This is a genomic window from Streptomyces sp. NPDC055506, from assembly GCF_053643595.1.
This window is the reverse complement of record NZ_JBSHKH010000101.1, coordinates 18,014-30,637: the sequence shown is the minus strand read 5'-3', so window position 1 is coordinate 30,637 and position 12,624 is coordinate 18,014. Positions and strand designations below refer to the sequence as shown.

At 70.5% G+C, this 12,624-nt stretch carries 12 protein-coding genes; all 12 read right to left on the bottom strand.

Annotation, left to right across the window (positions count from 1 at the left end):
- Nucleotides 1–3 precede the first annotated feature (3 nt).
- Complete coding sequence (nusB, locus tag ACWIF2_RS29870) at nucleotides 4–438, bottom strand: transcription antitermination factor NusB (RefSeq protein WP_184597187.1); 435 nt, start codon at nucleotides 436–438, stop codon at nucleotides 4–6.
- Nucleotides 439–440: 2 nt separating this feature from the next.
- Nucleotides 441–1,007, bottom strand: coding sequence for an elongation factor P (efp, locus tag ACWIF2_RS29865; RefSeq protein ID WP_193480198.1), 567 nt, complete (start codon nucleotides 1,005–1,007; stop codon nucleotides 441–443).
- Nucleotides 1,008–1,060: 53 nt separating this feature from the next.
- Nucleotides 1,061–2,170 carry an aminopeptidase P family protein gene (locus ACWIF2_RS29860; protein WP_454363897.1) on the bottom strand — a complete coding sequence of 370 codons (1,110 nt, stop codon included), beginning with the start codon at nucleotides 2,168–2,170 and terminating at the stop codon, nucleotides 1,061–1,063.
- A gap of 181 nt (nucleotides 2,171–2,351) precedes the next feature.
- Nucleotides 2,352–3,215, bottom strand: coding sequence for a Pro-rich N-terminal domain-containing protein (locus ACWIF2_RS29855; protein WP_454363895.1), 864 nt, complete (start codon nucleotides 3,213–3,215; stop codon nucleotides 2,352–2,354).
- A 164-nt stretch (nucleotides 3,216–3,379) separates the two neighbouring features.
- Nucleotides 3,380–4,471, bottom strand: a complete 1,092-nt coding sequence (gene aroB, locus ACWIF2_RS29850) for a 3-dehydroquinate synthase (RefSeq protein ID WP_454363894.1) — start codon at nucleotides 4,469–4,471, stop codon at nucleotides 3,380–3,382.
- A complete protein-coding gene (locus ACWIF2_RS29845; protein WP_454363901.1) occupies nucleotides 4,468–4,950 on the bottom strand; it encodes a shikimate kinase in 483 nt (160 codons plus the stop codon). The genes aroB and ACWIF2_RS29845 overlap by 4 nt, the downstream gene beginning before the upstream one ends.
- Before the next feature lie 26 nt (nucleotides 4,951–4,976).
- A complete protein-coding gene (gene aroC / locus ACWIF2_RS29840; protein WP_454363892.1) occupies nucleotides 4,977–6,161 on the bottom strand; it encodes a chorismate synthase in 1,185 nt (394 codons plus the stop codon).
- Nucleotides 6,162–6,442: 281 nt separating this feature from the next.
- Nucleotides 6,443–7,270 carry a shikimate dehydrogenase gene (locus ACWIF2_RS29835; protein WP_454363890.1) on the bottom strand — a complete coding sequence of 276 codons (828 nt, stop codon included), beginning with the start codon at nucleotides 7,268–7,270 and terminating at the stop codon, nucleotides 6,443–6,445.
- Between the two features lie 10 nt (nucleotides 7,271–7,280).
- Complete coding sequence (gene mltG, locus ACWIF2_RS29830) at nucleotides 7,281–8,999, bottom strand: endolytic transglycosylase MltG (protein ID WP_454363889.1); 1,719 nt, start codon at nucleotides 8,997–8,999, stop codon at nucleotides 7,281–7,283.
- A 121-nt stretch (nucleotides 9,000–9,120) separates the two neighbouring features.
- Nucleotides 9,121–9,585, bottom strand: coding sequence for a Holliday junction resolvase RuvX (gene ruvX, locus ACWIF2_RS29825; protein ID WP_454363887.1), 465 nt, complete (start codon nucleotides 9,583–9,585; stop codon nucleotides 9,121–9,123).
- 17 nt (nucleotides 9,586–9,602) lie between these two features.
- On the bottom strand, nucleotides 9,603–12,275 hold the full coding sequence (gene alaS / locus ACWIF2_RS29820) for an alanine--tRNA ligase (RefSeq protein ID WP_454363885.1): 2,673 nt from the start codon (nucleotides 12,273–12,275) through the stop codon (nucleotides 9,603–9,605).
- On the bottom strand, nucleotides 12,275–12,619 hold the full coding sequence (locus ACWIF2_RS29815; RefSeq protein ID WP_454363883.1) for a hypothetical protein: 345 nt from the start codon (nucleotides 12,617–12,619) through the stop codon (nucleotides 12,275–12,277). The genes alaS and ACWIF2_RS29815 overlap by 1 nt, the downstream gene beginning before the upstream one ends.
- Between the last annotated feature and the right edge of the window lie 5 nt (nucleotides 12,620–12,624).

The window sequence follows — 12,624 nt, the reverse complement described above, 5'->3', positions numbered from 1 at the left end:
GTCTCAGTCCTCGTCGCGGCGGAGCGAGGGCTTGAGGTCCTTCAGCCGACCGAGCAGGCCGTTCACGAACGAGGGCGACTCGTCCGTGGAGAACTCCTTGGCCAGCTGCACCATCTCGTCCAGGACGACGGCGTCCGGGGTCTCGTCGACCCAGATCAGCTCGTAGGCGCCGAGCCGCAGGATGTTGCGGTCGACGACCGGCATCCGGTCGAGCGTCCAGCCGACCGAGTACTGGGCGATCAGCTCGTCGATACGCTTCGCGCGCTGCGCGTAGCCCTCGACCAGCTCCATCGTGTACTCGCTCACCGGCGGCTGCCGGGTGTCGGCCCGGGAGAGCCGGACCCAGTCGGCGAGGACCGTCAGGACCTCGGCGCCGCGCTGGTCGCCCTCGAAGAGAATCTGGAAGGCGCGCTTGCGGGCCGTGTTGCGGGCAGCCACGGTTAGCTGTTCACCCGGCCGAGGTAGTCGCTGGTGCGGGTGTCGACCTTGATCTTCTCACCGGTGGTGATGAAGAGCGGCACCTGGATCTGGTGGCCGGTCTCCAGCGTGGCGGGCTTGGTGCCGCCGGTGGAGCGGTCGCCCTGGACGCCCGGCTCGGTCTCCTGGATGACGAGCTCGACGGCGGCGGGCAGCTCGACGAAGAGCACCTCGCCCTCGTGCTGCGCGACGGTGGCGGTGAAGCCCTCGATCAGGAAGTTGGCGGCGTCGCCCACGGACTTGCGGTCGACGTGCAGCTGGTCGTAGGTCTCCATGTCCATGAAGACGAAGTACTCGCCGTCCATGTAGGAGAACTGCATGTCCCGCTTGTCGACGGTGGCCGTTTCGACCTTGACGCCGGCGTTGAAGGTCTTGTCGACGACCTTGCCGGAGAGCACGTTCTTGAGCTTGGTGCGCACGAAGGCCGGGCCCTTGCCGGGCTTGACGTGCTGGAACTCGACGACGGACCAGAGCTGGCCGCCTTCGAGCTTGAGCACCATGCCGTTCTTGAGGTCGTTCGTGGAAGCCACGGTTGCGGAATCTCCTGGACTGACGTACGACCCCGGGGCACGCACCTGCCTACCTACAGGGCGAGCAGCTCCTTGGTCGTGATGGTGAGTAGCTCGGGTCCGCCGTCCGCCTCGGGGCGGACGACGAGCGTGTCATCGATCCGGACGCCGCCCCGGCCCGGGAGGTGGACCCCCGGTTCGACGGTGACCGGCACGCAAGCGTCCAGTTTACCCATGGCCGCGGGACTCAACTGAGGGTCCTCGTCGATTTCGAGCCCGACCCCGTGTCCGGTCAGGGCCGTGAGGCCCTCCGTGTACCCCGCGGAGTCCAGCACCTGGCGTGCGGCCCGGTCGACGTCCCGGCAGGCGGCGCCGGGTACCAGGCTCTCACGTCCGGCGCGCTGGGCGGCGAAGACCAGGTCGTACAGCTCGATCTGCCAGTCCGCGGGAGCCGTGCCGATGACGAACGTACGGCCGATCTCGCAGCGGTAGCCGCGATAGGTCGCGCCGAGGCAGACGGAGAGGAAGTCGCCCTCCTCCACCCGGCGGTCGGTGGGCCGGTGGCCGGGGCGGCCGGCGTTGGGCCCGGTGGCGACGGAGGTCGGGAAGGCCGGCCCGTCGGCGCCGTGGTCGACGAGGCGTCTCTCGAGCTCCAGGGCGAGATGGCGCTCGGTCCGGCCGACGAGGATGGACTCCAGCAGTTCACCGAGGGCCTGGTCGGCGATCTCCGCGCCGATGCGCAGGCAGGAGATCTCCTCCTCGTCCTTGACCACCCTGAGCTGCTCGACGGCGCAGCCGAGGCCCGCCAGGCGCAGTCGGGGGGCGACCGAGCCGAGGGCGCGGTGCCGGGCCACGGTGAGGTGGTGTTCCTCCACGGCGAGCGAGTCGGCGCCCTGGCCCGCGGCGAGGCCGGCGGCCGCGACGGCCGGGTCGCCGCCGCCGGATCCGGGGAGGTTCTGGACGTGCAGGGCCTCGTCGGGACGTTCCTGCGCGGAGCGGCCTTCGATCGGGCCGGCACACACCAGGAGGTCCTCGGTCTTGCCCAGCAGCAGAACGGCGCCGTTCGGGGCGGGGCCCGCGAGATAGCGCACGTTGGCGGGGCGGGAGACCAGCGCCGCCGCGCTGCCGCCCGCGTTGCAGTATTCCCTCAGACGCGTCCGGCGGGCCGCGTACACCTCTGACATGACCCGAGCGTAAGAGCTCCGCCGGGTTGGCGCCGGTTGAGGGCGTCTGAGTGGGCGGTGCCCGATGTGTCCGGGTGGGCAGGGTGACGTTCGGGAGCGGGCGTGCCGCACTGGGTTGTGCCCCGTCCGCGGGTGTGTGGGGGCTTGTCGCGCAGTTCCCCGCGCCCCTGAAGGGCGTCGGCTACCACTGGGGCGGGCTGGCGATGGAGCGGGACAGGACGTCGTTCAGGACCTGGGCCGTCTGCGGGATGTCGAGCTGGGAGTTGTCGATGATCGGGAGGCCCGACCCGTACCAGCCGGCCATGCGGCCGTGGATGCGGGCGACCTCGTCGTCGCTGAGGCGGCGGTTGCCGGAGCGTTCGGCGTTGCGCTCCAAAACGATCTCCAGGCCCGGCAGCAGGACGACCGGCAGCAGGCCCGGCCCGACGTGTCGCTTCCAGCCGCCGAGGCCGACGACGGGCCGGTCGGGGAAGACGGCGTCGTCGAGGATGCAGGAGATGCCGTTGGCCAGGAAGTTCCGCGCGGCGAAGCCGCAGGTGCGGCGGGCGAGGCGGTACTGCGCTTCCGAGTTGTCGTTCCACCCGGACTGGGGGTCGGCGAAGCCCGAGCGGACCCATTCGCGGACGTCGTCGAGGCTGATGTGGGCCGTGGGGATCCGGCGATGGTCCGCCCAGTACTTGGCGACGCTGGTCTTTCCGGCGCCCGCTGGGCCGATGAGCAGCACCGCGAGCGTCGTGCCCGCGAGGTCGGGGCCCGCGGCGGCGGGCGGGGCGCTGGGCATGGCGACCGGACCGCCCGGTGGCAGCGGCACATGCCCGGTGGTGTCCGGCGCGGCGGGGGCGGAGGCCTGAGGCGGGGGCGCGGCCGGTCCGGGGGGTGGCGCGGGGTAGCCCGGTGCCGGGGGCGGCGGGGGCACGGGGGCGGAGCCCTGGTGGGCGCCCGGGTGGTGCGAACCCGGCTGGTGTGCGGCCGGCGACCAGCCTGCGGCCGGTCCCTGCCCCGGCTGGTGGGGCGGCGGCAGCGGAGAACCCACTGCGTGCTGCATCCGGTGCCACTCCGTCTCGTACAGGCGATGGGCGCTGACTGCGGGGGCGGAACCCGCTGCTACCGAACGGTACCGCCCCCGGCGATCGTTGTGTGAACGGCCGGGGGCGGCCCGAAGTGCCCGGCGCCTCAAGGCTGTTTCGGGCAGAAGGAGCGCGGGAGGACTTACTGCCCCACTTCGCCGTACGCGGCGAGCAGCACGGCCGGGTCGGGTCCCTCCAGGACGGTGGGCTTGGCCAGGCCGTCGAGGACGATGAAGCGCAGCAGGTCGCCGCGGGACTTCTTGTCGACCTTCATGGTCTCCAGCAGCTTGGGCCACTGGTCGTGGCGGTAGTACAGCGGCAGGCCGACGGATTCGAGGACGGTGCGGTGGCGGTCGGCCGTGGCGTCGTCCAACCGGCCCGCCAGGCGGCCGAGTTCGGCGGCGAAGTGCATCCCCACGGAGACGGCGGCGCCGTGGCGCCACTTGTAGCGCTCGTTCTTCTCGATGGCGTGGCCGAGCGTGTGGCCGTAGTTGAGGATCTCGCGCAGGCCCGACTCCTTCAGGTCGGACGACACCACGTCGGCCTTGACCCGGATGGAGCGCTCGATGAGCTCGGCGGTGTGCGGGCCGGCCGGGGTGCGGGCGGCCTCGGGGTCCGACTCGATGAGGTCGAGGATCACCGGGTCGGCGATGAAGCCGGCCTTGATGACCTCGGCGAGCCCGGAGACGTAGTCGTTGACCGGCAGGGAGTCCAGCGCGGCCAGGTCGCAGAGCACACCGGCGGGCGGGTGGAAGGCGCCCACCAGGTTCTTGCCCTCGGCGGTGTTGATGCCGGTCTTGCCGCCTACGGCCGCGTCGACCATGGCCAGCACGGTCGTCGGGATCGCGATCCAGCGCACCCCGCGCAGCCAGGTGGCGGCCACGAATCCGGCCAGGTCGGTGGTCGCACCGCCGCCGACACCGACGATGACGTCCGTGCGCGTGAACCCGGACTGGCCCAGCGCCTTCCAGCAGTAGGCGGCGACCTCGGCGGTCTTGGCCTCCTCGGCGTTGGGCACCTGGATGGCGACCACTTCGTAGCCCTGCTCGGCCAGGTCGGCGCGCAGCGCGTCACCCGTCTCGGCCAGGGCCTCGGGGTGGACGATCGCGACCCGCTTGGCCCTGCCGCCGATCAACCCGGCCAGTTCGCCCAGGAGTTGCCGGCCCACCAGGACCTCGTAGGGCTCGGTGCCCGCCGTGCCGCCGATCTGGATCCGCGTCACTGCCTCGCTCATGCTTCCTTCAACTCCAGTGCGTCCAGGGCGACTTCGGTGACCTCTTCGGCCGTACGGCCATCGGTGGCGACGACGGCCGTGGCGATCTCCTCGTACAGGTGCCGACGGGCCTCCATCAGCTCGCGCCACTGCTTGCGCGGGTTGATGGCGAGCAGCGGCCGGGCCGCGTTGAGGCCGGTGCGCTTGACCGCCTCCTCGACGTCCATCGACAGGTACACGACCCGCTGCCCGGCGAGCAGCTCGCGGGTGTCCTGGTCGAGGACTGCACCGCCGCCCAGGGCCAGCACGCCGTCGTGCCCGGCCAGCGCCTCGCGCACGGCCTGCTTCTCGATCGCGCGGAAGGCGGCCTCGCCCTCCTCGACGAAGATCTCGGCGATCGTCCGGCCCTGCGCCGCGACGATGTCGTCGTCGGTGTCCCGGTATCCGGCCCCGAGCCGCTCAGCGAGCAGCTGCCCGACGGTGGACTTGCCCACGCCCATCGGGCCGACCAGCACGATCAGCGGGGTCACCGGATGGCCAGGTTGTCGAGGTAGGACCGGACGTTGCGGCCGGTCTCGGCCACGCTGTCGCCGCCGAACTTCTCGGCGACCGCGTCCGCGAGGACGAGGGCGACCATCGCCTCGGCGACGATGCCGGCCGCAGGCACGGCGCACACGTCGGAGCGCTGGTGGTGGGCGGCGGTCGCCTCGCCGGTGACGACGTCCACGGTCTTGAGCGCCCTCGGGACGGTCGCGATCGGCTTCATGGCCGCCCGCACCCGCAGCAGCTCACCGGTGGTCAGCCCGCCCTCGGTGCCGCCGGAGCGGCCGGAGGTGCGCCGGATGCCCTCGTCGGTGCTCACGATCTCGTCGTGGGCCTTGGAGCCGGGCACCCGCGCCAGGTCGAAGCCGTCGCCGACCTCCACGCCCTTGATCGCCTGGATGCCCATGAGGGCGGCGGCCAGCCGGGCGTCGAGACGCCGGTCCCAGTGCACGTGCGAACCGAGGCCGACGGGCACGTCGTAGGCCAGCACCTCGACCACACCGCCGAGCGTGTCGCCGTCCTTGTGGGCCTGGTCGATCTCGGCGACCATCGCCTTCGAGGCATCGGCGTCCAGGCAGCGCACCGGGTCCGCGTCCAGCTTCTCCACATCCGCCGGCGTCGGGTACACGCCGTACGGCGCCTTCGCGGCCGCAAGCTCCACCACATGGGAGACGATCTCGATGCCGGCCGTCTCCTTCAGGTACGACCGGGCGACCGCGCCGAGCGCCACCCGGGCCGCGGTCTCACGCGCCGAGGCGCGCTCCAGGATCGGCCGGGCCTCGTCGAAGCCGTACTTCTGCATCCCGGCGAGGTCGGCGTGGCCGGGCCGCGGGCGGGTCAGCGGGGCGTTGCGGGCGAGCCCGTCGAGGATCTCGGGGTCGACCGGGTCTGCCGCCATGACCTGTTCCCACTTCGGCCACTCGGTGTTGCCCACCATGATCGCGACCGGGGAGCCGAGGGTGAGGCCGTGCCGGACGCCGCCGAGGAAGGTGATCTCGTCGCGCTCGAACTTCATCCGGGCGCCGCGCCCATAGCCCAGGCGGCGCCTCGCGAGATGGTCCGCCACCATGTCCGTGGTGATCGGCACGCCGGCGGGAAGACCCTCCAGCGTCGCGACGAGTGCGGGACCGTGGGACTCCCCCGCGGTCAGCCAGCGCAACCTGCTCAACGGTGCTCCTCAGTGCTCGCGCCCGTACTGCCCTGCGTACGCACGTCCTCGCGTACGGCGACGACCTGACCGGGTGCGCGGCCCCGGTCCGCCACCTACGATCCTCCCACGTCCGGAGCGCGGACCCGGCCGCCGGTCCATCAGGCGGACGAGGCCGGGCCGCCGGGGCGCGTACACGCCGAGGGAGTCGGCGCCGCTCGGATGCGGCGCGCCGACGCCCGGATGGCCGACCACCCGGTCGGGCAGGAATCCCAGCCGGCTCCTGGACCGAAGGCGGATCGCTATCGGGCCGCGAGAGCGCGTTCGCCCGCCTTTCGCATGGCGTCCAGAGGGGCCGGGGCCCGCCCCGTCATCTGCTCGACCTGCAGCACGGCCTGGTGCACCAGCAGGTCGAGACCGCTGACGACCGCGCCGCCGTACGCCGACCAGCGGGCGGCGAGGGCCGTCGGCCAGGGGTCGTAGAGGACGTCGAAGAGGGCCGCCGGCCGCTCCGGCACGGACCGGGCGAGGGCGTCGGTGACACCGGCCGGCGTGGTGCTGATCACCAGCGGGGCGCGCAGGGCCTGCTCGGCGTCCGCCCAGTCGGCGATGCGCACCGGGACCTCCAGCCGCTCGGCCCACTGCCGCATCTCGGCGGCCCGGGTCTCGCTGCGGACGTACACGGCGATCTCTCCGGGGCAGATCCGCGACAGCGCGGCCAGCGCGGAGGAGGCGGTGGCACCCGCGCCCAGGACCGCGGCGGCCTCGACCTTGTCGATGCCGTGCTCGCGCAAAGCCGCGACCATGCCGGGGATGTCGGTGTTGTCGCCGGTCCGGCGGCCGTCCGGGGTGCAGACGACGGTGTTGACCGCGTCCACCGAGGCCGCGGTCTCGCTGATTTCGTCGAGCAGTGGGATCACGGCCCGCTTCAGCGGCATGGTCAGCGAGAGCCCCGCCCACTCGGCGCCGAGCGTCTCGAAGAATCCGGGCAGGGCGGCCTCGTCGACCTCGAACCTGTCGTACGTCCAGCCGCTCAGCCCCAACTCCTCGTAGGCCGTGCGATGCAGGACCGGGGAGAGCGAGTGGGCGATCGGGGAGCCGAGTACGGCGGCCCGGCGTGGTGCGGCCATCAGGTCTTCCTCAGTTGTTCCGCGAGGCGTTGAACTTGTCGACCAGCTTCTGGTGCTCGGCGTTGGTCTTGGTGAACTCACTGGTCTTGCCGTCCAGCGAGATGAAGTAGTACCAGCCGTTGTCCGTCGGGTTGAGCGCGCCCTTGATCGCGTCCTCGCCGGGGTTGTCGATCGGCCCGGGCGTCAGTCCCTTGTGGAAGTACGTGTTGTACGGGTTGTCGTAGGACCGCAGCTCGCTCAGGCTCAGGTCGATCTTGCTCTGGTTCTTGATGTAGTTGTACGTGGAGTCGAACTCCAGCAAGCCGTTGGTCTGCGGGTTCCCGGGCTTCATCCGGTTGTAGACGACCTCGGCCATCTTGCGGAAGTCGGCGTGGCTGGTGCCTTCGGCCTGAACCATGCTCGCGACGGTGATCAGCTGCCAGGGGTCTTCGAGTCCGAGGCTCGTGGCCTTCTTCTCCACCCCGAGCTTCTCGTAGGTCTCGGTGGCCCGTGTCACCATCTGCTTCAGCACGCCTTCGGGCTTCTGCCCCTTGGCGATGCCGTAGCTGGAGGGATAGAGGAACCCTTCCAGCGGGTCCTTGACATTCGGGTGGTTCAGCGCCCAGGCGGGCAGGCCGAGCTTCTTGTAGTCCTTCTTGGCGATCGCGGCGGTGGTGCCGTCCTTGACCTCCAGCCGCTTGTCGATGAGCCGGTAGATGTCGGCGTTGCGCTTGCCCTCGGCGATGATCAGGTTGTCGCGGCTCTCCGGGCTGAGCATCAGTTCGACCGCACTGTCGGCCGACATTTGCTTCTGCAGCGTGTACACGCCGTCCTGGATGGTGTTGCCGTTGGAGTTGTTCGCCTGCGCTGTGACGAACGCGTCGACGCTCTTGACGACGCCGGCGTCCTTCAGCACCTTGCCGATCTCGTAGCCGCCCGCTCCCCTGGGGATCTCGACGGTGACCTGCTGCCCGCTGCCGTCGCCCGCGTAGTCCGGGGCGTCGCCGAAACGATCCTGGTAGAACTGGTAGCCGAAGTAACCGGCGCCCGCCACGCCTCCGCCGAGGATGAGGACGACCACCAGGCAGGCCATGCCGTTGCGGCGTTTCTTGGGTTTGCCGCCGCGTCCTCGCTGGTCGTCGCGTCGGCGTCGGTCCCCCGGCTCGTCGCCGTCGTCATCGTCGTCGCCGCCCGCGAAGAAGGCGTGCTCGCCCTGGTCGGGGCCGGGGTCCCAGTCGGTCTCGGGCTCCGGCGGCGGCTCGGCCCGGCGCCGGCCGGGGGGCTCCGGCGGCGGATACGCGTCGGGGGTGCCGTAGTAGTCGGACTGGCCTCCGCCGTAGGTACCGGCCTGCTGCTGCCCGTACGGGTCGGCGGGGTCGCCCGGGTAGGAGACCTGCTGGTGCGGGCCGGTGGCCCAGCCGCCGTTGTCGTACCCCTGCTGGTGGTACCCCTGGTCCTGCGGGTGACCGTGGTCCCCCTGCCCGGGGTACTGCTGATGCCCGTGACTCTGGGCCGCGTACTGCTGGTCGTACTGGTAGTGCTGCTGCGCCTGACCGTATCCGGCCTGCTCACCGGTGCCCCAGTCGCCGTACTGCGACTGCTGCGGCTGCTCTGGATAGTGCTGCGGCTGGCCGCCGTAGGGGGACTGCTGACCCGGCTGGGCCTGCTGTCCTCCCCATCCGCCGTCCCCGTACAACGGGTCCTCCGGATGCCACGGTTCGGAGCCTTGGCCCCGGCCATACTCAGTCATCGATCCCCTAGAGCCGCGAGGCGGCGGTCGCTCGGCTTCCGGCCGGGCTCCCGTCCGCCTCTCTCTGGTGCGTCAGCTGTTCGAACACCGGCGCATCGCGCGGAACGTTACCGTATCGCGATCAGATGACCACTTCGACGCCTTCGCCGGGTGCTTTACCTGACACCCGTTCGGATTCAAGCGCCTGCTGGAGGATGACCACCGCAGCTGCCTGGTCGATCACGGAGCGGCCCTTCTTGGACTTCACACCGGAAGCGCGCAGTCCCTGACTGGCCGTCACCGTGGTCATGCGTTCGTCAATGAGTCTGACCGGAACCGGGGCGATCATGCGGGCCAGTTCCTGGACGAAGGCACGAACCTTGACCGCGGCCGGGCCCTCGCCCCCCTTGAGGGAGCGCGGGAGTCCGACGACGACCTCGAGCGGTTCGTACTCCTCGACGAGTTGCTTCAACCGCCGCTGAGCTGCGGGGACGTCACGCCCCGGGACCGTCTCCACCGGGGTGGCGAGGATCCCGTCGGGGTCGCACGAGGCGACCCCGATACGGGCGTCCCCGACGTCGATAGCGAGTCGACGTCCTCTGCGCATCTTTCCTGACCCGTTTCTTACTTGGCCGTCTCGGCGACCAGGCGCTCGACGGCGTCGACGGCTTCACCGACGGCAGCCGGGTTCTGGCCGCCGCCCTGGGCGACGTCCGGCTTGCCGCCACCGCCGCCGCCGAGCGTCTTGGCGGCCGTACGGACCAGGTCGCCGGCCTTGAGGCCGCGCTCGCGGGCGGCCTCGTTGGTGGCGATGACCGTCAGCGGCTTGCCGTTCGCCACCGTGAACAGGGCCACCACGGCGGCGCGTCCGCCCTGGATGCGTCCGCGCACGTCGAGCACGAGCTTGCGCAGGTCGTCGGCGGTCGTGCCGTCCGGGACCTGACCGGTCACAACAGCAATGCCGCTGACGTCCTTGGCGGACTCGGCGAGACCTGCTGCGGCCTGGAGGACCTTCTCGGCGCGGAACTTCTCGATCTCCTTCTCGGCGTCCTTCAGCTTGCCGAGCATGGCGGAGACCTTCTCCGGGAGCTCCTCCGGGCGGCCCTTGATCAGCTCCTGGAGCTGGGCGACGACCGTGTGCTCACGGGCGAGGAAGTTGTAGGCGTCGACACCGACCAGGGCCTCGATGCGCCGGACACCCGAACCGATGGAGGATTCGCCGAGCAGCTTCACCAGGCCCAGCTGGGCGGTGTTGTGCACATGCGTGCCGCCGCACAGCTCCTTGGAGAAGTCGCCGATGGTCACGACGCGCACACGGTCGCCGTACTTCTCGCCGAACTCGGCGATGGCGCCCTGCTTCTTGGCCTCGTCGATGCCCATGACGTCGGCGCGCACGTCGAGATCGCGGGAGAGGACCTCGTTGATGCGCTGCTCGACGTCCGTCATCACGGCCGTGGGAACGGCGGACGGCGAACCGAAGTCGAAGCGGAAGCGGCCGGGCTGGTTCTCGGAACCGGCCTGGGCGGCCGTCGGGCCGAGTGCGTCGCGCAGCGCCTGGTGGGTGAGGTGCGTGGCCGAGTGGGCGCGGGCGATGGCCGTGCGGCGACGGGAGTCGATCGAGGCGTGGGCCGTGGCGCCGACGGTGACCTCGCCGACCTGGACGACGCCCTTGTGGACGTAGACGCCCGGGACCGGCTTCTGGCAGTCACGGATCTCGATGACGGCACCCGTGTCGACCTTGATCCGGCCGGTGTCGCCGATCTGGCCGCCGCCCTCGGCGTAGAACGGGGTGCGGTCGAGGACGATCTCGACCTCGTCGCCCTCGGTGGCGGCCGGGGAGGAGGCGCCGTCGACGAGGATGCCGACGATCGTCGACTCTCCCTCGGTGGCGGTGTAGCCGATGAAGTCCGTGGCACCGGCCCGGTCGGCGATCTCGCGGTAGGCGCCGGTGCCGGCGTGGCCGGTCTTCTTGGCCTGGGCGTCGGCCTTGGCGCGCTCCCGCTGCTCCTTCATCAGGCGGCGGAAGCCGTCCTCGTCCACGGAGAGACCCTGCTCGGCGGCCATCTCCAGGGTGAGGTCGATCGGGAAGCCCCAGGTGTCGTGGAGCAGGAAGGCCTTGTCGCCGGCCAGGACGGTACCGCCGGCGGCCTTGGTGTCGGTGACCGCCGTGTCCAGGATGTTGGTGCCGGCCTTCAGCGTCTTGAGGAAGGCGTTCTCCTCGGCGAGGGCGACCTTCTCGATGCGCTCGCGGTCCGTGATGAGCTCGGGGTACTGCTGGCCCATCATGCCGATCACGGTGTCGATCAGGTCCTTGACGACCGGACCGGTGGCACCGAGCAGGCGCATGTTGCGGATGGCGCGGCGCATGATGCGGCGCAGGACGTAACCGCGGCCTTCGTTGCCGGGGGTCACGCCGTCGCCGATGAGCATCACGGAGGTGCGCATGTGGTCGGTGACCACGCGCAGGGAGACGTCCGAGTCGTGGGCGTCGCCGTAGGCCACACCCGTCAGCTCGGTGGCCTTCTTGATGACGGCCATGGAGGTGTCGATCTCGTACATGTTCTGCACGCCCTGCAGAATCATGGCGAGCCGCTCGAGGCCGAGACCCGTGTCGATGTTCTTGCTGGGGAGCTCGCCGAGGATCTCGAAGTTGTCCTTGCCGATGCCCTCGCCGCGCTCGTACTGCATGAAGACGAGGTTCCAGATCTCCACGTACCGCTCGTCGTTGACGGCGGGGCCGCCCTCGACGCCGAACTCGGGGCCGCGGTCGTAGTTGATCTCGGAACAGGGGCCACAGGGACCGGGGACGCCCATCGACCAGTAGTTGTCCTTCATGCCGAGGCGCTGGATGCGCTCCTTCGGCACGCCGACGATCTCGTGCCAGATGCGCTCGGCCTCGTCGTCGTCCTTGTAGACGGTGATCCAGAGCTTCTCCGGCTCCAGGCCGTAACCACCCTTGTCCTGGGGGCTGGTGAGCAGCTCCCAGGCGTACTTGATGGCGCCTTCCTTGAAGTAGTCACCGAAGGAGAAGTTGCCGCACATCTGGAAGAACGTGCCGTGCCGGGTGGTCTTGCCGACCTCTTCGATGTCCGGCGTGCGCACGCACTTCTGCACGCTCGTGGCGCGGGCGAAGGGCGGCTTGACCTCACCCAGGAAGTAGGGCTTGAAGGGCACCATGCCGGCCGGGACGAGGAGCAGAGTCGGGTCGTCCGCGATGAGCGACGCCGAAGGGACGACGGTGTGACCGCGCTCCTCGAAGAAGCTCAACCAGCGGCGGCGAATCTCAGCCGACTCCATCAGTGGTCCTCATTCCGGTTGTACGAGTACGTCGTCCTGTCGACATACTTCGGGTTGCTGCGGTTCTCGATGGCGGTGTACCGCCGGGGTGCGGGGAGTTCGGGGTCGCTGTTGATGCCGAGGACGTCCCCCAGCTCTTCCTCCCGCTGGGCCATGTTGTCCCGGACGTCGAGCGCGAAGTCGACCGCGCGGTCCTTGAGCCGGTGGCCGGCCTCGATCGCCTTGTTTCCCGCGGTTCTGGCGAGGCTCTCGGGCGTCAGCTGCTTCAGCTTGCGGTTGACCTTGGTGGTGGCCCACACGCCGGCGGCGACGCCCGTGGTGAACCAGAAGGTACGGCGGAACATCGCTT